We start from the raw sequence: 22575 nt of genomic DNA on the forward strand, positions 1-22575 counted from the left end.
CGTAATGGTCACATCCGTGTGACCGTTCGCATGAACTCTAAAGTTGCGGCAGACGTATTGCTCGGCCCGTCTGTCGCGTCTTCTCCCGGTCCAGGCGAGAAGTCATGCCTTACTCGGCTTTCAGGCCGTCAGCGGAGACCGCTTTGACGCCTTTGATTTTCTTGGTGATGTTCACAGCGGTGGTTTTCTGAGCTTCGGTGACAGCGACGTCAGAAGACAGGGAAACCACACCCTTGTTGGTTTCGACTTTGATGTCGGTACCAGGAATGCCTTTTTCGGTTACCAGATCGCTTTTGACTTTGGTAGTGATCCAGGTATCGGAAGTAGCTTCTTTAGCCTTGGTCATTTCACCAGCAGCCAGAGTCATTGGAGCCTGAGTAGCCTGGGTGGATTGTGCGAAAGCACCGGAAGCCATGGTCAGGGTCAGCGCGGTAGCAGCAGCGGCAGTGATAGCGAACTTCTTCATACGAGTAACTCCTGTTTTTCTGGAAAGTCTGCTGGTTGTCTTGTCAGCAGGGTTACTGGGTATATTGCGAAGGCTGTGCCAACTTTTCGAAAGACAATAAATCCTTTTAAATCAATGATTTACGAATTAAGCAAATTTTCGGAATCATGCAATTTGCATGACAAGTGCATTATCGACATGCAAGTTGCGGCTTTTCGGAAAGTTCCTAACACGCTGAAATTCTTGAAGCTTTTTTCCAGCGTCAAAAGACAAAAAAATGCCCCGCAAAGCAGGGCATTTTCCTTCAGACCATCGCATCAAGTGCCGCTGGCGGTGCAGCCTTTTGGCGAATAGTCAGCATTGACTGTTGTGGCGCAGGTCCACACACCAGAGGTGTTGCCTGTTGCGGCACCCGAACGGCTGAGTGTGATGGTTTTGCCCAATACCGGACCCGGTGCGTTCACCAATGTGCAAGTAATCGAGCCGGCACCGGTCGAGGCAGTTCCCGACGCCGCCAGCGTGCAGTTGGAGGTAGTGGCTGAAGCGCCCCCCGCCACCAGTGTCAGCGTAGGGTCAGTACCTTGATTAATGGTGTCCTCGAACGGCACCTTCAGCGCACTGATTTCGGCCAGACCTGCCGTCACTTTCGAACGCGCCTGGTATTTTGAGTATTGCGGCAAGGCAATCGTCGCCAGAATCCCGATGATCGCCACCACAATCAGCAGCTCGATCAGAGTGAAACCTTTTTGGTTGTTCATAGACAGGCTCTCCATGCATGAGTCGGAATCTCATGATCTGCAAAGGGCTCAGCATAGGCCGTGCCAACCGCTTGCAGACCCCATGCGCTCGGCATAAAGGTGCCGTGTCGCGCTTTCCTACAACCCGTAACCGCACTATCTGACACTTTTTGTCACCTGTACCGGGCGTGTTTGGCGCTGTCACTTGACTAGGCTATAAGTCATGAACTGTCAGCATCCGGAATCCCCATGAATGACATCGCTCTGAGCGGTCTGGCCAAGCAATTGGTGCAGGCCGAACTGCTTACGGAAAAAAGCGCCCAGCAGGCCTGGCAACAGGCGCAGCGCAATCGGCTGTCGCTGGTCAGCTACCTGGTGCAGAACAAACTGGTGAAGAGCTCACAGGTGGCCGAGATCGCTTCCGAGCATTTCGGTATGGCCTTCATGGACCTCAATTGCCTGGACAAGGAAACCCAGCCCAAAGGCCTGGTCAGTGAAAAACTGGTGCGCCAGCATCACGCCCTGCCCTTGTGGCGCCGTGGCAACAAGCTGTTCGTGGGCATTTCCGACCCGAGCAATCATCAGGCGATCAATGACATTCAGTTCAGCACCGGGCTGAGCACCGAAGCCATTCTGGTGGAGGACGACAAGCTCACCGAGGCCATCGAGAAATTCTTCGACACCCACGCCAGCGGCCTCGAAGAAATGGCCGACGTCGATCTCGACGGCGTGGATGTCGAGTCCGTCGACGACAGCCGCCAGGACGCCATCGGCGGACTCGACGCCGATGACGCGCCGGTCGTGCGTTTCGTGCACAAGATGCTGCTCGACGCGATCAAGAGTGGCTCCTCTGACCTGCACTTCGAACCTTACGAAAAGACCTTCCGGGTGCGGGTGCGCACCGATGGCATCCTGCGCGAGGTGGCCAAACCGCCGATCCAGTTGGCCGGGCGAATCGCCGCACGCCTGAAAGTCATGGCTAGCCTCGACATCTCGGAACGGCGCAAACCCCAGGACGGGCGGATCAAGATGCGCCTGTCGAAGACCAAGTCCATCGACTTCCGGGTCAACACTTTGCCGACCCTATGGGGCGAAAAAGTGGTGATCCGGATCCTCGATCCGTCCAGCGCGCAGATCGGCATCGATGCATTGGGTTACGAACCGGCGCAGAAAGAACTGTACATGGCCGCGCTCAAGCAGCCCCAAGGGATGATTCTGGTAACCGGGCCAACGGGTTCGGGGAAAACCGTATCGCTGTACACCGGCCTGAATATTCTCAACACCGTCGACATCAACATTTCCACCGCCGAAGACCCGGTGGAAATCAACATGGAAGGCATCAACCAGGTCAACGTCAATCCGAAACAGGGGCTGGATTTTGCTCAGGCCCTGCGTTCGTTTCTGCGGCAGGATCCGGACGTGATCATGGTCGGGGAAATCCGCGACCTGGAAACCGCCGAAATCGCGATCAAGGCCGCGCAGACCGGCCACCTGGTGCTGTCCACGCTGCACACCAACAGCGCCGCTGAGACTCTGACCCGCCTGCACAACATGGGCATTCCCGGGTTCAACATCGCCACCTCGGTCAGCCTGATCATCGCCCAGCGCCTGGCGCGCAAGCTGTGCAGCCACTGCAAAAAACCGATCGAGATCCCCCGCGAAACACTGATCAAGGAAGGTTTCCCGCCGGAACAGATCGGCAGTTTCACGATCTATGAGCCGGTCGGTTGCGACCTCTGCAACGGCGGCTACAAGGGACGCGTGGGGATTTACGAAGTGGTGAAAAACACTCCTGACCTGCAACGGCTGATCATGGCCGAAGGCAATTCGCTGGAAATCGACAGCCAGATGCGTCGCGACGGCTTCGACGACCTGCGCACCTCCGGCCTGCACAAGGCCATGCAAGGCATCACCAGCCTGGAAGAAATCAACCGGGTCACCAAGGACTGAACATGGCGGTCAAGGCAGCGAAAATCAGCATCTACGCCTGGGAAGGCACGGATCGCAAAGGCAGCAAAGTCACGGGCGAGTTGAGCGGGCAGAACCCCGCGCTGATCAAGGCTCAACTGCGCAAGCAAGGAATCAATCCGGGCAAGGTACGGAAGAAATCCACCTCCCTGCTCAGCCTCGGCAAACGCATCAAGGCCCAGGACATCGCCCTGTTCACCCGGCAGATGGCAACCATGATGAAAGCCGGCGTACCGCTGCTGCAGTCGTTCGACATCATTGGCGAAGGCTTCGACAACCCGGCGATGCGCAAACTGGTAGACGAGGTGAAGCAAGAGGTGGCGGCCGGCAACAGCTTCGCCGCCGCACTGCGCAAGAAACCGCAGTATTTCGATGAGCTGTATTGCAACCTGGTGGATGCCGGCGAGCAATCCGGCGCCCTCGATACGTTGCTTGAGCGGGTCGCGACCTATAAGGAAAAAAGCGAAGCACTCAAGGCCAAGATCAAGAAAGCCCTGACCTACCCCAGCGCCGTGGTGCTGGTGGCAATGGTCGTCACCGGGATTCTGCTGGTAAAAGTGGTGCCACAGTTTCAATCGGTATTTTCCGGCTTCGGCGCCGAATTGCCGGCCTTCACCCTGATGGTGATCAGTATCTCGGAGTTCCTGCAGCAATGGTGGTGGGCCGTGCTTGGTGCGCTGATCGCGGCGGTGTTCGGCATCCGCCATGCGCTGAAGAAATCCCAGGCCTTGCGCGACCGCAAAGACACCTGGCTGCTGAAGCTGCCGCTGGTGGGCACGCTGATGTACAAATCGGCGGTGGCGCGATTCGCCCGCACTCTGTCGACTACCTTTGCCGCTGGCGTACCGCTGGTGGAGGCACTGGATTCGGTGGCGGGTGCCACCGGTAACGTGGTGTTCAAACGCGCGGTGCTGCGCATCCGTCAGGACGTCGCCACCGGCATGCAGCTGAATTTCTCAATGCGCAGCACTGGAGTCTTCCCCAACATGGCGGTGCAGATGACCGCCATCGGTGAGGAATCGGGCGCGCTGGATGACATGCTCGACAAGGTCGCCGGTTTTTATGAAGAGGAAGTGGATAACATGGTCGACAACCTCACCAGCCTGATGGAGCCGTTCGTCATGGTGGTACTCGGGGTCATCGTCGGCGGGCTGGTCGTGGCCATGTACCTGCCGATCTTCCAGCTTGGCTCAGCGATCTGACATGCCTATCGACGAACTCTTCAGTCTGTATCCGCTGGCCTTTGTGTGCACCGCCCTGCTGCTGGGTCTGGTGGTCGGCAGTTTTCTCAATGTACTGGTCTGGCGTCTGCCGAAAATGCTCGAGCGCGATTGGCGCCAGCAGGCGCAGGACGTCCTCGGCCTGCCGAGCGAAACACCACTGCCGACCTACAACCTGATGCTGCCGCACTCCCAGTGCCCGCACTGCGGCCACCGGATTCGTGCATGGGAAAATATTCCGCTGCTCAGCTATCTGCTTCTGCGAGGGCGCTGTTCCGCGTGTGCCGCGCCCATCAGCAAACGTTATCCCCTGACCGAACTGGCCTGCGGCCTGCTTTCGGCATTCGTTGCCTGGCATTTGGGTTTCGGCTGGCCGGCCGGTCTGTTGATCGTCCTTACCTGGGGGCTGCTGGCGATGAGCCTGATCGACACCGAACATCAACTGCTGCCCGATGTGCTGGTGTTGCCGTTGTTGTGGCTGGGGCTGATCGTCAACAGTTTCGGGCTGTTCGTCTCGCTGCACGCGGCGTTGTGGGGTGCGGTGGCCGGTTACATGGCGCTGTGGTCGGTGTTCTGGCTGTTCAAGCTGCTGACCGGCAAGGACGGCATCGGCCACGGCGATTTCAAGCTGCTGGCGCTGCTCGGGGCCTGGGGCGGCTGGCAGATTCTGCCGCTGACGATCCTGCTTTCATCGCTGGTGGGGGCGATTGTCGGGGTGGTTCTACTGCGTCTGCGTGAGCAGAAAACCTCGACGCCGATGCCCTTCGGCCCGTATCTGGCAATTGCCGGCTGGATTGCCTTGCTCTGGGGTGGTCAAATAACCGACTTCTATTGGCAGTTTGTCGGTTTGAAATGAATACCCCTGTGGAAAAACCCTGGATTCTCGGCCTGACCGGCGGCATCGGCAGCGGCAAAAGCGCCGCGGCCCAGCACTTCATCGATCTCGGGATCCATGTGGTCGACGCCGACCACGCGGCGCGCTGGGTGGTCGAGCCGGGGCGTCCGGCACTGGCGAAGATTGCTGAACACTTCGGTTCCGGCGTCCTGCAATCCGATGGCACGCTGGACCGTGCGGCCCTGCGCAAGTTGATCTTTGAAGTGCCTGAAGAACGCCGCTGGCTCGAAGCCCTGCTGCATCCGTTGATCGCCGAGGAAATCGCTCACCATCTGGGGCTGGCAACATCGCCTTACGCGATTCTGGTTTCACCGTTGCTGATCGAATCCGGGCAGTACGCGATGACTCAAAGAATTCTGGTGATCGATGCCCCGCAACAACTGCAGATCGAACGCACCTTGCAGCGTGACCAGACCAGCGAACAGCAGGTCCAGGCGATCCTCAAGGCCCAGTCGAGCCGCGAAGACCGCGTGAGCCGTGCCGACGATGTGGTGGTCAACGACCGCGACCTCGCCTGGTTGCACAGCGAAGTCGAGCGCCTGCATCACTTTTACCTGACTTTATCCGGAGGCCAGTCATGAGCCCTACAACCGTCGAATGCCCAACCTGCGGCGCCCCCGTGGAATTTACCCCCGAGAACAAATTCCGCCCGTTCTGCTCCGATCGCTGCAAGCTGATCGACCTCGGCGCCTGGGCGTCCGAAGAGCACAAGATTCCGGTCGCCCCGGATGCCGAAGACGAAATGTTCTCCGGCGATTTCGACCCGCGTCACTGATCGCGATCAGGGCCGCATGAAGCCGTAGTCCTGATCGTCGTCGAGGTTTTCCGCGAGAAAGCGCAACTCGTCGGCCAGGTCTTCGGCGTTGCGCACCGTCTTGCTCTGTTGCACCACCGCGCTGAGCAAGGCGCGCAAACTCAGGCCCGGATCGAAGCCCACCTCCAGCGCCATGTCCAGACTCTGCCGCGTCTCCTGCCTCGCCCACTCGTAAACACTCATGCCGCTGCTCCTGAAGGAATTTGGCCGAGCATGAAATGCCGCGTGGATGACGGATTTGATGTGGATCAAGACTTGGGGTCGTCGTCCTTCCACGGCGCCGAAAGGTAGCGGGTACGATTGAAGGTTTCCAGCCACTCGGGGCTGAACACCACCAGCGCGCTGATCACCATGCCGTTGATAAAGGCTTCGGGGAAAATCAGCAGCCACAGGTAGCCGATGAAGTCTTCCAGCCATTCCGGCATGGCAAACAGGCCGTCGTACCAGAGCAGGCCCAGACTCAGCGTCAGACACAGCAATGCGGACAACGCTGCGGCAAAGAACCCGGAACAGAAGATATACACAAACGGATTACGCGGCTGGGCGCGCTCGACCACCATCGCCACACACTCGGTGATCAACACCGGCAACAGGATCAGCAACGTACCGTTGACCCCGACCGCCGCCAGATCCTGGCGCCCGAGCAACACCAGCCCGAGCTGCGCCACCAGCCCGCCGATGATCGCCAGCGGCCAGTCGAGCAGCAACGTCACGGCGGTCATGCCGATGAAGTGATAAGAAACCCCGGTGTCGAAATCCCTGCGCACCATCCACAGCAGAAACAAGGCGAACACAGTGCCGAACAGCAGATGCTGACGACGACTGTCGCTGAACAACTCGACCCACGGCGCGCGAACAACCGCCCACAGCAGCACCGGCAGATAAATCAGCCAGCCGAGTGTCAGGCTCGTCGAGGACAGCAGTTCTGCACCGATCATGAATCCCTTACCTTCTCCATGGGTTTAATTCCTTCATCGGAGTCTACACCGCCCTCTTCCGGGCATCAGCCGATGCAAAGCTTTCTGCTTGTCGCATTTGAACGCTAAGCTTGGCCTATGGATGACTCAGATTACTTACGCCTGCTGACCATTGCGGCCGAGCAAGCCAACGCGTTCCTGTCCAATGCCCGCAAATGGGAGCGTGAGCGTTGGGTCTGCCAGCGCCTGCTGCAAGGCTTGAACATTCCCTACCGTGTCGATGAGTTCGCCCCCGCCGGCGAGCCGCCGGACGTGCTGTTTCGCGACGCCAATTTCGAGGTGTTCTTCGTTCTTGATGAAGGGCGCCGACTCAACGACGAATGGCGCGACGAACTGCAACGCCGGCGCAGTGCGTTTTCCCTCAGCCAATTGGTGCGCCGTGAAGCCAAGCCACGGCGGATCCCGGCCAATGAGTTCCTGTTGCGACTGGCGCCGACCTTGCGCAAAAAAGCGCACAACTACAAGGAACGCGGCATGGACCTGGGCGAACTGGACATCATTGCCTTCGCCAGCCTCAAGCGCGAGGTGCTGGACCTCAACAGCCACTTCCCTCCGCCCACCGAATATCTGCGTCAGGGTTGGCGCTCGCTGTCGCTGGTCGGCCCGACCTTCGCCCGGGTGCTGTTCGCCCATCCCGATGCGCCGGACTTTCTGCGCAGCAACCTCGGTCGCAGTATCGTCTTCGATGTCGGGATCAGCCTGTGACGCCGCTGCAGCAGTTGATTGCCGACGTCCCGCAGACTGGCCGCGTACGCTGGATCGGCGTGCGCCCCGAGTCTCGCGGCCCGATGATCGAGCTAGACGCGGTCGAGGCACGGCTCGAAGCCGGATTGACCGGTGACCACGCCCGCCCCGGCGTGCGCAACGCGCGGCAAGTAACGTTGATTCAGTTCGAACACCTGGCCGTGATCAGCGCGCTGATGGGCCGGCCTAAAGATCAACCCGTGAGGCCTGAAGACCTGCGGCGCAATCTGGTCATCAGCGATATCAATCTGTTTAGTCTGAAGGGTCGGCGCTTTCGCATCGGTCAGGCAATATTCGAGACCACCGGTTGGTGCCAGCCCTGCGCGCGCCTGCAAAACAACCTTGGCCCCGGCACCTTTCAAGCGGTGCGCGGGCATGGCGGAATAACCGCGCGGGTGTTACAAAGCGGGATCATTCGCCTCGACGACGGTGTGTCTGTCGAACCGGTTCCGGACAGCGGCTATGCTGCGTTCAACCCCGGTTGAAAACCGCTGTAGCTTCTGCACATTCAGCAACGTCTACCTGACGAGGCCTTTATGACCAGCCGCCTGAACCCCGAAGACCAAAAGCATGTCGAAGAGTACCTGCAACTGTCCCAACACCGTGTCGAGCGCCGGCCTTTTCGGCCGTGGATGCTCCTGGTGCTGGTGCTGGCAGTGACCATTGGTCTGGGCCTGCTGAGCCGACTTATCAGTTACCTGACGCTATGAGCAGCATTGCGCTCGCGAAGGTGATTGCACCGATTTCCTTTAAAAACCTTGCGAGTGATCCCTATGTCCCATCGTATTGTTATTGTCGGCGGCGGCGCCGGCGGTCTGGAGTTGGCTACCCGTCTGGGTAAGACTCTGGGCAAGCGCGGCACGGCCAGTGTGATGCTGGTCGACGCAAACCTCACGCACATCTGGAAGCCCCTGCTGCACGAAGTGGCCGCCGGATCGCTGAACTCTTCCGAGGATGAACTCAACTATGTTGCCCAGGCGAAATGGAACCACTTCGAGTTCCAGCTGGGACGCATGAGCGGGCTTGATCGCGCGCAGAAGAAAATCCAGCTGGCCGCCACCTACGACGAGAACGGCGTAGAGCTGGTTCCCGCGCGTGAAGTAGCCTACGACTCGCTGGTGATCAGCGTCGGCAGCACCACCAACGATTTCGGCACCCAGGGCGCAGCGCAGCACTGCCTGTTCCTCGACACCCGCAAACAGGCCGAACGCTTTCACCAACAATTGCTCAATCACTACCTGCGCGCACATGCCGGGCAGACCGATGTGATCGAACAGATCAGCGTGGCGATCGTTGGTGCCGGCGCCACAGGCGTCGAGCTGGCGGCAGAACTGCACAACGCCGCACATGAACTGGCCGCTTACGGCCTCGACCGGATCAAACCGGAGAACATGCACATCACCCTGATCGAAGCCGGCCCACGGGTGTTGCCAGCCCTGCCGGAGCGCATCAGCAGCCCGGTGCACAAGACTCTGGAGAAACTCGGGGTCAACGTGATGACCAACGCTTCGGTCAGCGAAGTGACCGCCGACAGCCTGATCACCGCCGATGGCAACGTGATCAAGGCCAGCCTGAAAGTCTGGGCTGCCGGGATTCGCGCGCCGGGTTTCCTCAAGGACATCGACGGTCTGGAAACCAACCGTATCAATCAACTGCAAGTGCTGCCGACGTTGCAGACCACCCGCGACGAAAACATTTTCGCCTTCGGTGACTGCGCCGCCTGCCCGCAACCGGGTTCGGATCGCAACGTGCCGCCGCGTGCGCAAGCCGCGCACCAACAGGCGTCGTTGCTGGCCAAGTCGCTGAAGCTGCGTATCGAAGGCAAAACCCTGCCGGAGTACAAGTACACCGACTACGGCTCGCTGATTTCGCTGTCGCGTTTTTCGGCTGTGGGTAACTTGATGGGTAACCTGACCGGCAGTGTGATGCTGGAGGGCTGGCTGGCGCGGATGTTTTACGTGTCGCTGTACCGCATGCACCAGATGGCACTGTACGGACCGTTCCGCACGGCGATGCTGATGCTGGGCAGCAAGATCGGCCGCGGCACCGAGCCACGCTTGAAGCTGCATTGATCTAAAACTGTGGGAGCGGGCTTGCTCGCGAAGAGGTCGTGTCATTCAACATTCATGTCGACTGATACACCGCTTTCGCGAGCAAGCCCGCTCCCACACTGTTTTGCGCAGCTCAAAAATCCAGCAATCGATCTCTGCACATCAGAGCTGGAAGCGCCGCACCATGCCTTGCAGCGCGTTGGCCAGTTGCGACAGTTGGTGACTCGACGCGCTGGTCTGATCGGCTCCCGCTGCCGAAAGCACCGACAGGTCGCGAATATTCACCAGATTACGATCCACTTCCCGCGCAACTTGCGCCTGCTCCTCCGCCGCACTGGCGATCACCAGATTGCGCTCATGAATCTCATGCACTGACGCGGTGATGGTTTCCAGCGCCTCCCCGGCGCGCTCGGCCAACGCCAGCGTGGTCGTGGCCCGCGCAGCGCTGGCCTGCATCGAATCCAGCGCCAGGCTTGAACCGGTGCGCATGCCCTGCACCATCTGCTCGATCTCCTGCGTCGATTGCTGAGTGCGATAGGCCAGCGCCCGCACCTCATCGGCAACCACCGCAAAACCGCGTCCGCTCTCCCCTGCGCGTGCTGCCTCAATGGCCGCGTTGAGCGCAAGCAGGTTGGTCTGCTCGGCAATCGCACGGATCACATCCAGCACTTTGCCGATGTCTTGCGACTGGTTGGCCAGCGATTGCACCAATTCGCCGGTGTGCTGCACATCGCTGGCCAGCGCATTGATCGCCGATGCGGTGTCACTGACCCGCGCCTGCCCCAGTTGCGCCGACTCACTGGATTGGCGGGTGGCATCGGACGTCGACACCGCGTTGCGCGCGACTTCTTCAACCGCCGTGGTCATTTCATTGACCGCCGTGGCGGCCTGTTCGATTTCGTTGTTCTGCTGCTGCATGCCTTGTGTGCTGTCGAGCGTCACCGCGTTGAGCTCATCGGCAGCGGTCGCCAGTTGCGTGGCCGAACCGCTGATGCCTTGCAGCGTTTCCCGCAGGTTCTGCTGCATGGTTGCCAGCGCCTTGAGCAAACGGCTGACTTCATCGTTACCGTGGGTTTCGATCGGTCGGGTCAGGTCGCCCCCGGCCACACTTTCGGCAGCGCTGACGGCGGTGCTCAGCGGACGGACGATGCTGCGGGTGAGCAACATCGCCAGCGCCACCGTGGCCAGCGCCGCCAGCGCGATGAACAGACTGACGATGGTGCGTGAGGTCTGGTAGTGGTCAGCGGATTTCTGGCTCTCCGCAGCAACCTGTTTGGCGAACAGATCCGCCAGGTCATTGAGCTGCTTGCCGGAGCCGTCGACCACGGTCTTCATATCAACCAGCAACAGTTTGGTCAGCTCGTCACGCTGGCCTTGATCGGCCAGGGTGAAGGATTGCGCGATGCCGGTGCGATACGCGGCGAAGGTTTTTTTGAACTGGTCATAGAGCTGCTGGCCTTCCGCCGTGGTGACCAGTTTGTCGTAGGCGGCGATCTTCTCGCTCAGCTCCTTGTCGCGGGTATCCATCTGGCTGCGGTAAGTCGCGACGTTCTGCGGATCCTGATCAAGCGCCATGCGCAGGGAAATCGTGCGGATCCGCAACATCAGCTCGCGAATCTCGTCACCGCCGCGAATGCTCGGCAACCACTGGCTCTCGACCGCGACCTCACTGTCACGGATGCTCGACATCTGCCCCAAGGCGAATACCCCAAGCAGCGCCACCAGGACCGCGATCAGGGCAAAACCCAGCGCGGCACGTGGAGCAATATTCAACTGACGAAGCAACATGACGAACGCCCTTATTCTTGTATTGGCCAGATTGAAGGGGCGAACAGTGGCAGCCCCTCTCGTTAGCGGGCTATCGGCAAGTTGTACGATGACTTGAAAGGAATTGTCTGACGCGAGGACAAAAAAAATCCCCGTATCTTTCGATACGAGGATTTTTAATATGGTCGGGGTAAGGGGATTCGAACTCCTGACATCCTGCTCCCAAAGCAGGCGCGCTACCGGACTGCGCTATACCCCGGTAAAAAAAAGGCGACCTTTCAAAGATCGCCTTCTTCGATCAGCGCTTTTGGCCTCTGATCTTAAGATTCGATCCCAGTGTTACCTGGTTTCAAAAATGGTGGGTCGTGTGGGATTCGAACCTACGACCAATTGGTTAAAAGCCAACTGCTCTACCAACTGAGCTAACGACCCAAAAATGGTCGGGGTAAGGGGATTCGAACTCCTGACATCCTGCTCCCAAAGCAGGCGCGCTACCGGACTGCGCTATACCCCGGTTTGAAATTGGCTCCGTGACCAGGACTCGAACCTGGGACCCAATGATTAACAGTCATTTGCTCTACCGACTGAGCTATCACGGAACTACATATTTCAATTTACAACGGTGAAACTTACAGCTCTTAGACTTCCGTTCGCATCGCTGCGTTCGTGTGTCTGAGGCGCGCTATTCTACAACCTAGAACACCTCTGTCAACCCCCTAAATCGCTTTCAAGTTAATGATTTGCAACTTATTTCAGATTTCAGCTCAGTGAGCTGAGATGCTGCGGGTGACTGACTGCGGGGCGCACTTTACAAGCCTTTTCCTTAGAGTTCAACAGCCTAACGAAAAAAAGGCCTCGCAAAGCGAGGCCTTCCTTATTTCATTGGCGTTGCCGCTCAGTCGAAAACGATTTCGTCGTTCACGACCTTGCCGGTTGCCGTATCGCCCGGCAGGAAATGCCCCGACAGGATCAACTGCGCCAACGGGTTTTCGATCCAGCGCTGGATCGCACGTTTGAGTGGACGTGCGCCATACACCGGGTCGTAACCCACGGCAATCAGCTTGTCCATCGCTTCCGGACTCAGTTCCAGCTTCAGCTCGCGCTCGGCCAGACGACTGCGCAGACGGCCCAACTGGATCTCGGTAATCCCCGCGATCTGATCCCGCGCCAGTGGCTCGAAGATCACCACTTCGTCGACCCGGTTGATGAACTCGGGACGGAAGTGCGACGTCAGCGCGTCCATCACCGCTGCACGCTGGGCCTCACGATCACCGACCAGTTCCTGGATCTGCGACGAACCGAGGTTCGAGGTCATGACGATCACGGTATTGCGGAAATCCACCGTGCGTCCGTGACTGTCGGTCAGACGCCCATCCTCCAGCACCTGCAGCAGGATGTTGAACACATCCGGATGTGCCTTCTCGACCTCGTCCAGCAGGATCACCGAGTAAGGCTTGCGGCGTACCGCTTCGGTCAGGTAACCACCCTCCTCGTAACCCACGTAGCCTGGTGGCGCACCGATCAGCCGTGCCACGGAATGTTTCTCCATGAACTCGGACATGTCGATCCGCACCATCGCCTCTTCGGTATCAAAGAGGAATTCGGCCAGCGCCTTGCACAGCTCGGTTTTACCGACACCGGTCGGGCCGAGGAACATGAACGAGCCGCTCGGACGATTCGGATCCGCCAGTCCGGCACGCGAGCGCCGTACCGCGTTGGCGACCGCGACCACCGCCTCGTCCTGACCAATCACACGCTGATGCAACAGGCTTTCCATCTTCATCAGCTTGTCGCGCTCGCCTTCGAGCATTTTCGACACCGGAATACCGGTCCACTTCGAAACGACTTCGGCGATTTCCTCTTCGGTCACCTTGCTGCGCAGCAACTGGTTTTCGCTCTTGCCGTGCTGGTCGACCATTTGCAGGCTGCGCTCCAGATCCGGGATCACCCCGTACTGCAATTCGGCCATGCGGTTGAGGTCGCCTTTACGGCGCGCCGCTTCCAGCTCCTGACGCGACTGCTCGATCTTCTGCTGAATCTGCGCCGAACCCTGCACCTCGGCTTTTTCCGAGTTCCAGATTTCTTCCAGATCCGAATATTCACGCTCGAGGCGGACGATTTCTTCCTGGAGTTTTTCCAGGCGTTTCATCGCCGCTTCATCGCTTTCTTTCTTCAGGGCCTGAGATTCAACCTTGAGCTGAATCAGGCGACGCTCCAGACGATCCAGCACTTCCGGCTTGGAGTCGATCTCCATGCGGATACGGCTGGCGGCCTCGTCGATCAGGTCGATGGCCTTGTCCGGCAACTGCCGATCCGTGATGTAACGATGGCTGAGCTTGGCCGCGGCGATGATCGCGCCGTCGGTGATCGCCACTTTATGGTGAACCTCATAACGCTCTTTGAGGCCACGCAGAATGGCGATGGTGTCTTCTTCGCTCGGCTCGTCCACCAGGACTTTCTGGAAACGCCGTTCGAGGGCCGCATCCTTCTCTATATATTGGCGATACTCGTTGAGCGTGGTAGCGCCGACGCAGTGCAGCTCACCGCGCGCCAGTGCCGGTTTGAGCATGTTGCCGGCATCCATCGAGCCTTCGCCCTTACCGGCGCCGACCATGGTGTGCAGCTCGTCGATGAACAGAATGATCTGCCCTTCCTGCTTCGACAGTTCGTTGAGCAGCGCTTTCAGGCGTTCCTCGAACTCACCGCGATACTTGGCACCGGCAATCAGCGCGCCCATGTCCAGCGACAGCAGACGTTTGCCCTTCAGGCCGTCCGGCACTTCGCCGTTGATAATGCGCTGGGCCAGACCTTCGGCAATCGCGGTTTTACCCACGCCAGGTTCACCGATCAGCACCGGGTTGTTCTTGGTGCGACGCTGCAGAACCTGAATAGTGCGGCGAATTTCGTCGTCACGGCCGATCACCGGATCGAGCTTGCCGTCTTCGGCGCGCTTGGTCAGGTCGACGGTGTATTTGTCCAGCGCCTGACGCGACTCTTCGTGGTTGGCGTCATTTACCGCCTCACCACCGCGCAGGTTGTTGATCGCGTTTTCCAGGGCTTTTTTGCTCACGCCCTGGCCGAGCAGCAATTTGCCGAGTTTGCTGTTCTCGTCCATCGCGGCGAGCAGCACCAGCTCGCTGGAAATGAACTGGTCGCCCTTCTGCTGGGCCAGACGATCCGCCTGATTGAGCAGACGCGCCAGATCCTGCGACATGTTGACGTCGCCGGTCGGGTTCTGGATTTTCGGTAATTGATCGAGCTCTTTGGTCAGCTCTTTACGCAGGCTGTTGACGTCGAAGCCGACTTGCATCAACAGGGGTTTGATCGAACCACCCTGCTGTTCAAGCATGGCCTGCATCAAGTGCGCCGGCTCGATGGCCGGATGATCGTGGCCAACGGCCAGGGATTGGGCGTCGGACAACGCCAACTGTAATTTGCTGGTTAAACGGTCTATACGCATGGGTCACCTTCCTTTTGAGCAGGCCGGACCTAAAAACCATCCTGAATAAAGAAACCTGCCAGATACCACTGTAGATGCGGTCGATTCTGGGAGATTCAAGCGTCAGCGAGTTGATTCAGGTCAGGCAAGTCTAGCGGGTGAGCCAGACAAGGGAGGCGAAACGGCCAGTGCGCGACGCACGGCGGTAAGAAAAGAAGCGCGGGTCGGTCACGGTGCAGAAACCGCCGCCATAAACCGCAGTGACACCGCGTTCAGCCAGGCGCAGGCGCGCCAGCAGATAGATGTCAGCCATGAACTTGCCAGCATTGTGGCTGGGGGCGAAGGCGGATGCCGCTTCCGGCAATTGATTGACGAAGACTTCGCGGACTTCCGGGCCGACTTCAAAGGCCTTCGGGCCAATGGCCGGACCGAGCCAGACCAGTACGTCCGCCGCAGCGGTGTCGAGATGATCGAGAGTGGCTTCCAGTACGCCCGCCGCCAAACCGCGCCAACCAGCGTGAGCCGCCGCGACGCGAGTACCGGCACGGTTGCAGAACAACGCCGGCAGGCAATCTGCGGTCATCGCCGTGCAGGCAATCCCGGGAGTCGCCGTCCAACTGGCATCGGCGGTGGCAACCACGCCCGGATCAGCATGAGCCACGGCAGTCCCGTGTACTTGCTGCAACCAGGCAGGCTTTATCGAGAAGTGTTCGGTCAGACGCCGACGATTCTCGGCGACTGCTTCCGGGCTATCATCGACATGATCACCCAGATTGAGGCTGTCGAACGGCGCCTCGCTGACACCCCCCTCGCGGGTGGTGACACAGGCCCTGACGCTGGCCGGCGCAGGCCAGTCCGGCGTCAGCCAGTTCATCCGACGAATGCCTCGCGATCCTGCTTGAGCAGGGTCAGCAGCCAGACGAAGTCTTCCGGCAGCGGCGATTCCCAGCTCATGCGCTCACCGGTGGTCGGATGATCCAGCTCAAGGAAGCGCGCGTGCAGGGCCTGACGCGGGAAGTGCTTGAGCGACTCGACCATGGTCGGGTTCGCGGCAGGCGGAATGCGGAAACGACCGCCGTACGCCGGGTCGCCGACCAACGGGAAGTTGATGTGCGACATGTGCACACGAATCTGGTGGGTCCGGCCGGTTTCCAGTTTGACCCGCACATGCGTGTGGGACCGGAAACGCTCCAGCACGCGGTAATGACTGACGGCCGGCTTGCCGCCTTCCATCACTGCCATGCGCTGGCGCTGCTGACCATGACGGCCGATCGGGGCGTTGATCTTGCCCCCGGCGGTCACGACACCGATAACGATGCACTCGTAGATCCGGCTGACACTGCGGCTTTGCAACTGGGCAACGAGCTTGGTCTGCGCCTGAATGGTCTTGGCCACCACCATCAGACCGGTGGTGTCCTTGTCCAGGCGGTGCACGATACCGGCGCGCGGGACATTGATGATGTCCGGCACGTGGTGCAGCAAGGCATTGAGCAAGGTGCCATCAGCGTGGCCGGCAGCCGGGTGCACCACCAGGCCCGCAGGCTTGTTGATCACCAGGATGTCGTCGTCTTCATAAACGATGTCGAGCTCGATGTCCTGGGCGATCCACTCGCCCTGGGCTTCCTGCTCGGCAGTCAGCTCAAGAATGGCACCGCCATGCACGATGTCGCGCGGGCGGATGACCGCCCCGTCCACAGTCAGGCGACCTTCTTTGATCCAGGCGGAAAGGCGCGAGCGTGAGTGCTCAGCGAAGAGTTGGGCGGCGACTTGATCGAGGCGTTGGCCGCCCAAATCGGACGGCACCTCTGCGCGAAGTTCAATTTTATCGGACATGCTCTGACTGGCGTCGGCACAGCCTTTGGTTTCGGCTGCGCGCTTGTGGTTAAATACGGCGTCTTTTGCCCCGAGGCTTTTCAACGGGGCGCTCATCATAACAGGACGGCCCCGCCCAAGACAGCGGCCGTCATAGGGACGCAAGCCGCCATGCAAGTGAAACACCTGCTGCTGATCGCCATCCTCGCATTGACCGCTGCTTGCTCATCGAAGGAAGTCGTAGACGAAAACCTCAGCGAAGCCGAGCTGTATCAGCAGGCTCAGACTGACCTGGACAACAACAGCTACACCAGCGCCACAGCCAAGCTGAAGGCCCTGGAGTCGCGTTATCCGTTCGGTCGCTACGCCGATCAGGCACAGCTGGAGTTGATCTACGCCAACTACAAGAACGCCGAGCCGGAAGCTGCAAAGTCCGCCGCCGAGCGTTTCATTCGTTTGCATCCGCAGCATCCGAACGTGGATTACGCGTACTACTTGAAAGGTCTGACCTCTTTCGACCAGGACGTCGGCCTGCTGGCGCGCTTCCTGCCGCTGGACATGACCAAGCGTGACCCCGGCGCTGCCCGCGACTCGTACAACGAGTTCGCACAGCTGACCAGCCGCTACCCGAACAGCCGCTACGCGCCGGACGCCAAGCAGCGCATGATCTACCTGCGCAACCTGCTGGCGGCCTACGAAATCCACGTAGCCGACTACTACCTGACTCGTCAGGCCTACGTCGCCGCCGCCAACCGTGGCCGTTATGTAGTGGAAAACTTCCAGGAAACCCCATCGGTCGGCGACGGCCTGGCGGTGATGACCGAGGCTTACCAGCGTCTGCACCTGGACGATCTGGCCGCCACCAGTCTGGAAACCCTGAAGCTCAACTACCCGAACCACCCAAGCCTGCAGGACGGTCAGTTCGTGCCATCGGTCGCCGAAGCCGACAACCGTTCGTTCCTGAGCAAGGCGACGCTGGGCCTGATCGAATCGCGTCCACCGCTGCCGCCGGGAGAAACCCGCGCCAACCAGGACGTGCAGAAGCAGTTCCAGGACGCGAAAGACGCAATCCCGAACGAGCTCAAGCCTAAAGACGAAAACGGTGACGTGATCGAGGAAGAACATCACGAGGCTGAAGGCAACAACGATGACCGTTCGTGGTTCAGCTACATGACCTTCGGCGTGTTCGACTGATCACACCGGGCGTTACAAAAAAGGGAGATCTGCGGATCTCCCTTTTTCATGGCTGCGCATTAATAGTCTGTGCGCTTGCCGGCGCCTTGGCTAAACTGCCGAATCATTAGCCGAAAAGCCGCCCATCATGCTTCGTTTACTGTTCTGGATTGTCCTGATTTTCGCTGCGGTATGGCTGTGGCGCAAATTCAAGGCGCCCGCCTCGTCTGCCCAATCGCCCCGCGAGCAAGACGCCGCGCCGATGGTGCGCTGCGCTCACTGCGGCGTGCACCTGCCCCGCGACCGCGCGCTGAACCTTCAGCAACAATGGTATTGCAGCCAGGCTCACCTTGAGCAAGGCCCGGGTGCCAGTGATCGCTGAGGTCGCCAACGCCGACCGTAAACAGGCGCAGCGCCTGCTGCGCCTGTATCATCTCTACCGTTTGAGCGTCGGCATCACGCTGGTGCTGCTGATCTCCAGCAACATGGACAACCGCCTGCTGACGTCAGCCGACGACGATCTGCTGCGCAGCGGCAGTTGGTTGTATCTGGTGCTGAACATTCTGCTGGTGGTGTTCCTGGAGAACACCCGCCGCCCGGCGCAGTTGTTCACCCTGGCCTTGGTCGATGTGCTGTTGCTGTGCGGCCTGTTCTACGCGGCGGGCGGCGTGGCCAGCGCCATCGGCAACCTGTTGATTGTCTCGGTGGCGATCGCCAACACCCTGCTGCGCCGGCGCATCGGCCTGCTGATTGCCGCCATCGGCGCACTCGGCATTGTCGGCTCCAGCTTTCTGCTGGGCTTCAGTCACCCCCTGAGCGCCAATGACTATCTGCAAGCCGGGACCCTCGGCGCTTTGTGTTTTGCCGCGTCGTTGCTGGTCCAGGGCCTGATCCGGCGTCTGGAAGTCAGCGAAAATCTCGCCGAACAGCGTGCCAGCGAAGTCACCAGTCTTGAAGCCCTCAACGCCCTGATTCTGCAACGCATGCGCACCGGCATCCTGGTGCTCGACGAACAGCGCCGGGTACAGCTGGCCAATCACAGCGCGAAAAATCTGTTGGCCCAGTCGCATCTTGAAGGGCATTTGATCAGCGACTACTCGCCGGCATTAGTCGAGCGTCTGCAGCTGTGGCTGAGCAACCCGACCCTGCGCCCGCAGAGCCTGAAGATCCCCGGCAACGGCCTGGAACTGCAACCCAGCTTCATCGCCCTCGACCAGAGTCCCAACCAGCAAACCCTGGTGTTCCTCGAAGATCTGGCGCAAATCGCTCAGCAAGCCCAGCAGCTCAAACTCGCCGCACTGGGGCGTCTGACTGCCGGCATCTCCCATGAAATCCGCAATCCACTGGGCGCCATCAGTCATGCCGCGCAGCTATTGGCGGAGTCCGAGGAACTCGATAGCGCCGATCGGCGTCTGACGCAGATCATTCAAGACCACTCCCAGCGCATGAACCGAGTCATCGAAAACGTCCTGCAACTGTCGCGCCGCCAGCAAAGCGCTCCGCAACGGCTGGATCTCAAACCGTGGCTGGAACACTTTGTTGCCGAGAGCCGCGAGCAGGCGAGCGAGCGCCAGTCGATTCATTTGCGGATCAATTCCGGGGACTTCATCACGTTGATGGATCCCGACCAGCTCACGCAGATTCTCGACAATCTGTTACGCAACGGCTGGCGGCACAGCGCCCTGCTGCACCAGCAGGCCGAAGTCTGGCTGGCGCTGTTCGTCGACCCCGACAGCCAGCTGGCGGTGCTCGAAGTACAGGACAACGGCCCCGGTGTCCCGTCCGATCAGCAGGCGCATCTGTTCGAACCGTTCTTCACCACCAGCAGCCAAGGCACCGGCCTTGGGCTTTATCTGTCCCGTGAGCTGTGCGAAAGCAACCAGGCGCGCCTAGACTTCAAACCACGCCAAGGCGGCGGCTGCTTTCGCATCACCTTTGCTCACGGACGGAAACAAAGTTGAACACGAGCCCACGGCAAAAAATCCTCATCGTCGACGACGAACCGGATATCCGCGAACTCCTGGAAATCACCCTGGGACGGATGAAACTCGACACTTTCAGCGCTCGCAACCTCGGCGAAGCCCAGGCGCTGTTGCAACGCAATGCGTTCGACCTGTGCCTGACCGACATGCGCCTGCCCGACGGCACGGGGCTGGACCTGGTGCAGCACATCCAGCAACGTCATCCACAACTGCCGGTGGCGATGATCACCGCCTATGGCAGCCTGGAAACCGCGATCAATGCGCTGAAAGCCGGAGCCTTCGACTTCCTCACCAAACCGGTTGATCTCACGCGCCTGCGCGAACTGGTCAGCACCGCGTTGCGCATGCCAGCGGCGGGTGGCGTCGCATCGTCGATAGATCGGCGCCTGCTCGGCGACTCGCAGCCCATGCGCGACCTGCGCAAACAGATCGACAAATTGGCGCGCAGTCAGGCCCCGGTCTACATCAGCGGCGAATCGGGCAGCGGCAAAGAACTGGTCGCGCGGTTGATCCACGAACAAGGGCCGCGCGCGCAACAGCCGTTTGTACCGGTCAACTGCGGGGCGATCCCTTCAGAGCTGATGGAGAGCGAATTTTTTGGCCATCGCAAAGGCAGCTTTACCGGCGCGGTGGACGACAAACCGGGGCTGTTTCAGGCCGCGCACGGCGGCACCCTGTTTCTCGATGAAGTGGCGGATCTGCCGCTGTCGATGCAAGTCAAGCTGCTGCGGGCGATTCAGGAAAAAGCCGTGCGCAGCGTCGGCGGCCAGCAAGAAACCGTGGTCGATGTGCGCATTCTGTGCGCCACACACAAAGACCTGGAAGCGGAAGTCGCCGCCGGGCGCTTTCGCCAGGACCTGTATTACCGCTTGAATGTGATCGAACTGCGCGTGCCGTCCCTGCGCGAACGGCGCGACGACATCGAAGTGCTGGCCACGCACATGCTCCAGCGTCTGGCCAGCAACAGTGGCCAGCCGGCAGCCCAATTGCACCCGCAAGCGCTTGAAGCACTGAAGCGTTATCGTTTTCCCGGAAATGTGCGAGAACTGGAGAATGTCCTCGAACGCGCGCACACGCTGTGCGAAAACCAGGTGATCGAGGCTGCGGATTTGCGCTTGAGCGAAGGCAATTGCGCAGTCGAGGACGGTATTGCCGACCTGACGCAAATCGACAACCTTGAGGATTATCTGGAGAACGTCGAGCGCAAGCTGATCCTGCAGGCGCTGGAGGAAACGCGCTGGAATCGCACGGCGGCGGCGCAGCGCTTGAGTTTGTCGTTCAGGTCGATGCGTTATCGGCTGAAGAAACTCGGTCTGGATTGAGGGCCCCTTCGCGAGCAAGCCCGCTCCCACATTGGATTTTGTGATCGACAAAGATCAACTGTGGGAGCGAGCCTGCTCGCGAAAGCGATCTGCCAGGCTACAGAGAAATATCTGACTAAATGCGACCTGCAGGCGCATACGGCGCCGGATCGATAATCGGCGCACGCCCCAACATCATATCGGCAAACAACTGACACGACGCCGGCGCCAGCACCAGGCCATTGCGGTAATGCCCGCAGTTCAGCCACACCCCCTCAAACCCCGGCACGCGGCCGATATACGGGATTCCCTCAGGCGAGCCCGGGCGCAAACCGGCCCAGTGCCCCACCACTTCGGCCTCCGCCAGCGCCGGCAGCAGCTCGACGGCCGAAGCCTTGAGGCTCTGCAACGCGACATCGGTCGGCGTCTTGTCGTAGCCTTCGTGCTCCAGCGTACTGCCGATCAGAATGTGCCCGTCGCGACGCGGAATCGCATAACGCCCCTTGGCCAGCACCATGCTCGACAGGAAATCCGCTGCGCATTTGTAGAGAATCATCTGGCCCTTGACCGGCTCCACCGGCAGCATCAGGTCCAGCGTCTTGAGCAGATCACCGCTCCATGCCCCGGCCGTCAGCACCACCTGATCGCCACTGATCACGCCTTTGGACGTCTCGACGCCAACCACCCGCTCGCCTTCGCGAACAAACCCGCTGACTTCGCATTGCTCGTGAATCGTCACGTTCGGCAGCGCCAGCAAAGCGGCTTTCAATGATTTGACCAGACGCGGGTTACGCACATTGGCCACATCGGCCATGTAGATCGCCCGGGAGAACCCGCCGCCCAACACCGGCACTGCGTCGTGCGCCGCCGAGATATCAACAGCCCGCAGCGGACGGTTTTCCCGCTCGGCCCAAGCCAGCGCCTCGGCTTCATCCTCCAGATCCAGCCAATACAGGCCGGTGGTGTGCACTTCGGGATCAACCCCGGCATCGGCAAACAGCCGCTCGCCCAGCTGTGGATAAAAATCCTGCGACCAATGCGCCAGCGCGGTGACTGCCGGGCTGTAGCGCCACGGGTACAGCGGTGAAACGATACCGCCGCCGGCCCAGGACGATTCCTGGCCGACGTTCGAGCGATCCAGCAGCACCACGCTGCGCACTTCGGAGGCGAGGTTGTAGGCGGTCAGCAGGCCAATCACCCCGCCACCGACAATCACCACTTGCTGTTGCCTGGTCATGTTTGATCCAACC

The 22575-nt window shown here is 60.0% G+C and carries 22 protein-coding genes, 4 tRNA genes and 1 pseudogene; 13 read left to right on the forward strand and 14 right to left on the reverse strand.

Annotation, left to right across the window (positions count from 1 at the left end; all coding sequences use genetic code 11):
• Positions 1–109: 109 nt before the first annotated feature.
• Both ACM6I7_RS26225 and ACM6I7_RS26230 read right to left on the reverse strand, forming a co-directional pair.
• Positions 110–466 carry a BON domain-containing protein gene (locus ACM6I7_RS26225; protein WP_007963876.1) on the reverse strand — a complete coding sequence of 119 codons (357 nt, stop codon included), beginning with the start codon at positions 464–466 and terminating at the stop codon, positions 110–112.
• A gap of 296 nt (positions 467–762) precedes the next feature.
• On the reverse strand, positions 763–1203 hold the full coding sequence (locus ACM6I7_RS26230; RefSeq protein WP_027614108.1) for a pilin: 441 nt from the start codon (positions 1201–1203) through the stop codon (positions 763–765).
• Positions 1204–1431: 228 nt separating this feature from the next.
• Here ACM6I7_RS26230 and pilB point away from each other — a divergent pair, with 228 nt between their 5' ends.
• From pilB to yacG, 5 genes are read left to right on the forward strand one after another with little or no spacing between them, the layout of a single operon-like run.
• Complete coding sequence (gene pilB, locus ACM6I7_RS26235) at positions 1432–3132, forward strand: type IV-A pilus assembly ATPase PilB (protein ID WP_097089222.1); 1701 nt, start codon at positions 1432–1434, stop codon at positions 3130–3132.
• A 2-nt stretch (positions 3133–3134) separates the two neighbouring features.
• Positions 3135–4352 carry a type II secretion system F family protein gene (locus tag ACM6I7_RS26240; RefSeq protein ID WP_098965663.1) on the forward strand — a complete coding sequence of 406 codons (1218 nt, stop codon included), beginning with the start codon at positions 3135–3137 and terminating at the stop codon, positions 4350–4352.
• A 1-nt stretch (position 4353) separates the two neighbouring features.
• Positions 4354–5226 carry a prepilin peptidase gene (locus tag ACM6I7_RS26245; protein WP_414889548.1) on the forward strand — a complete coding sequence of 291 codons (873 nt, stop codon included), beginning with the start codon at positions 4354–4356 and terminating at the stop codon, positions 5224–5226.
• Complete coding sequence (coaE, locus tag ACM6I7_RS26250; protein WP_414889549.1) at positions 5223–5846, forward strand: dephospho-CoA kinase; 624 nt, start codon at positions 5223–5225, stop codon at positions 5844–5846. The genes ACM6I7_RS26245 and coaE overlap by 4 nt, the downstream gene beginning before the upstream one ends.
• Positions 5843–6040, forward strand: a complete 198-nt coding sequence (yacG, locus tag ACM6I7_RS26255) for a DNA gyrase inhibitor YacG (RefSeq protein WP_003228296.1) — start codon at positions 5843–5845, stop codon at positions 6038–6040. The genes coaE and yacG overlap by 4 nt, the downstream gene beginning before the upstream one ends.
• 6 nt (positions 6041–6046) lie before the next feature.
• Here the strand turns inward: yacG and ACM6I7_RS26260 are convergent, their stop codons facing one another.
• Both ACM6I7_RS26260 and ACM6I7_RS26265 read right to left on the reverse strand, forming a co-directional pair.
• Positions 6047–6262, reverse strand: a complete 216-nt coding sequence (locus ACM6I7_RS26260) for a hypothetical protein (RefSeq protein ID WP_003228298.1) — start codon at positions 6260–6262, stop codon at positions 6047–6049.
• 65 nt (positions 6263–6327) lie between these two features.
• Positions 6328–7017, reverse strand: a complete 690-nt coding sequence (locus ACM6I7_RS26265) for an energy-coupling factor ABC transporter permease (protein WP_123588154.1) — start codon at positions 7015–7017, stop codon at positions 6328–6330.
• A 117-nt stretch (positions 7018–7134) separates the two neighbouring features.
• On the opposite strand from ACM6I7_RS26265, the gene ACM6I7_RS26270 reads away from it, so the two are divergent.
• The 4 genes from ACM6I7_RS26270 to ACM6I7_RS26285 all read left to right on the forward strand — a co-directional run bounded on the left by ACM6I7_RS26270 (position 7135) and on the right by ACM6I7_RS26285 (position 9872).
• Entirely contained in the window at positions 7135–7761 is a 627-nt protein-coding gene (locus ACM6I7_RS26270) for a DUF1780 domain-containing protein (RefSeq protein WP_025108806.1), read from the forward strand.
• Complete coding sequence (locus ACM6I7_RS26275) at positions 7758–8285, forward strand: MOSC domain-containing protein (RefSeq protein ID WP_414889550.1); 528 nt, start codon at positions 7758–7760, stop codon at positions 8283–8285. The genes ACM6I7_RS26270 and ACM6I7_RS26275 overlap by 4 nt, the downstream gene beginning before the upstream one ends.
• A gap of 51 nt (positions 8286–8336) precedes the next feature.
• Positions 8337–8510: a DUF3094 family protein gene (locus tag ACM6I7_RS26280; RefSeq protein WP_003228304.1), complete on the forward strand. Its 174-nt coding sequence runs from the start codon at positions 8337–8339 to the stop codon at positions 8508–8510.
• Positions 8511–8573: 63 nt separating this feature from the next.
• The gene (locus ACM6I7_RS26285) at positions 8574–9872 is read left to right on the forward strand and encodes an NAD(P)/FAD-dependent oxidoreductase (protein ID WP_150367937.1); all 1299 of its coding nucleotides are present in this window, start codon (positions 8574–8576) and stop codon (positions 9870–9872) included.
• Between the two features lie 141 nt (positions 9873–10013).
• On the opposite strand, the gene ACM6I7_RS26290 is transcribed toward ACM6I7_RS26285, so the two are convergent.
• From ACM6I7_RS26290 to rluD, 9 genes and pseudogenes are all read right to left on the reverse strand, one after another.
• On the reverse strand, positions 10014–10877 hold the full coding sequence (locus ACM6I7_RS26290; protein ID WP_414889606.1) for a methyl-accepting chemotaxis protein: 864 nt from the start codon (positions 10875–10877) through the stop codon (positions 10014–10016).
• A pseudogene (locus ACM6I7_RS26295) lies at positions 10869–11639 on the reverse strand (MCP four helix bundle domain-containing protein); the annotation flags it as partial. The pseudogene ACM6I7_RS26295 and the gene ACM6I7_RS26290, both read right to left, overlap by 9 nt.
• A 161-nt stretch (positions 11640–11800) precedes the next feature.
• Positions 11801–11877: transfer RNA gene (locus tag ACM6I7_RS26300), tRNA-Pro, on the reverse strand.
• Between the two features lie 97 nt (positions 11878–11974).
• A tRNA-Lys gene (locus tag ACM6I7_RS26305) sits at positions 11975–12050 on the reverse strand.
• 5 nt (positions 12051–12055) lie between these two features.
• Positions 12056–12132, reverse strand: a tRNA-Pro gene (locus ACM6I7_RS26310).
• Between the two features lie 9 nt (positions 12133–12141).
• Positions 12142–12217, reverse strand: a tRNA-Asn gene (locus tag ACM6I7_RS26315).
• 296 nt (positions 12218–12513) lie between these two features.
• Positions 12514–15078, reverse strand: a complete 2565-nt coding sequence (clpB, locus tag ACM6I7_RS26320; protein WP_007963856.1) for an ATP-dependent chaperone ClpB — start codon at positions 15076–15078, stop codon at positions 12514–12516.
• A 130-nt stretch (positions 15079–15208) separates the two neighbouring features.
• Complete coding sequence (gene pgeF / locus ACM6I7_RS26325; RefSeq protein WP_414889551.1) at positions 15209–15931, reverse strand: peptidoglycan editing factor PgeF; 723 nt, start codon at positions 15929–15931, stop codon at positions 15209–15211.
• Positions 15928–16890 carry a 23S rRNA pseudouridine(1911/1915/1917) synthase RluD gene (gene rluD, locus ACM6I7_RS26330; protein WP_007963852.1) on the reverse strand — a complete coding sequence of 321 codons (963 nt, stop codon included), beginning with the start codon at positions 16888–16890 and terminating at the stop codon, positions 15928–15930. Before rluD ends, pgeF begins: the two co-directional genes overlap by 4 nt.
• 150 nt (positions 16891–17040) lie before the next feature.
• On the opposite strand from rluD, the gene ACM6I7_RS26335 reads away from it, so the two are divergent.
• The 4 genes from ACM6I7_RS26335 to ACM6I7_RS26350 all read left to right on the forward strand — a co-directional run bounded on the left by ACM6I7_RS26335 (position 17041) and on the right by ACM6I7_RS26350 (position 21346).
• Complete coding sequence (locus ACM6I7_RS26335; protein WP_027612809.1) at positions 17041–18063, forward strand: outer membrane protein assembly factor BamD; 1023 nt, start codon at positions 17041–17043, stop codon at positions 18061–18063.
• Between the two features lie 127 nt (positions 18064–18190).
• Complete coding sequence (locus tag ACM6I7_RS26340) at positions 18191–18424, forward strand: PP0621 family protein (protein ID WP_027612810.1); 234 nt, start codon at positions 18191–18193, stop codon at positions 18422–18424.
• Positions 18414–20003, forward strand: a complete 1590-nt coding sequence (locus ACM6I7_RS26345) for a sensor histidine kinase (protein WP_027612811.1) — start codon at positions 18414–18416, stop codon at positions 20001–20003. Before ACM6I7_RS26340 ends, ACM6I7_RS26345 begins: the two co-directional genes overlap by 11 nt.
• Positions 20000–21346, forward strand: a complete 1347-nt coding sequence (locus tag ACM6I7_RS26350; protein ID WP_134787358.1) for a sigma-54-dependent transcriptional regulator — start codon at positions 20000–20002, stop codon at positions 21344–21346. Before ACM6I7_RS26345 ends, ACM6I7_RS26350 begins: the two co-directional genes overlap by 4 nt.
• 115 nt (positions 21347–21461) lie before the next feature.
• Here ACM6I7_RS26350 and thiO read toward each other — a convergent pair whose 3' ends face one another.
• Positions 21462–22562: a glycine oxidase ThiO gene (gene thiO / locus ACM6I7_RS26355; RefSeq protein ID WP_414889552.1), complete on the reverse strand. Its 1101-nt coding sequence runs from the start codon at positions 22560–22562 to the stop codon at positions 21462–21464.
• Between the last annotated feature and the right edge of the window lie 13 nt (positions 22563–22575).

The organism is Pseudomonas sp. IT-93MI4, from assembly GCF_949767635.1.
Taxonomy (GTDB): Bacteria; Pseudomonadota; Gammaproteobacteria; order Pseudomonadales; family Pseudomonadaceae; genus Aquipseudomonas; species Aquipseudomonas putida_A.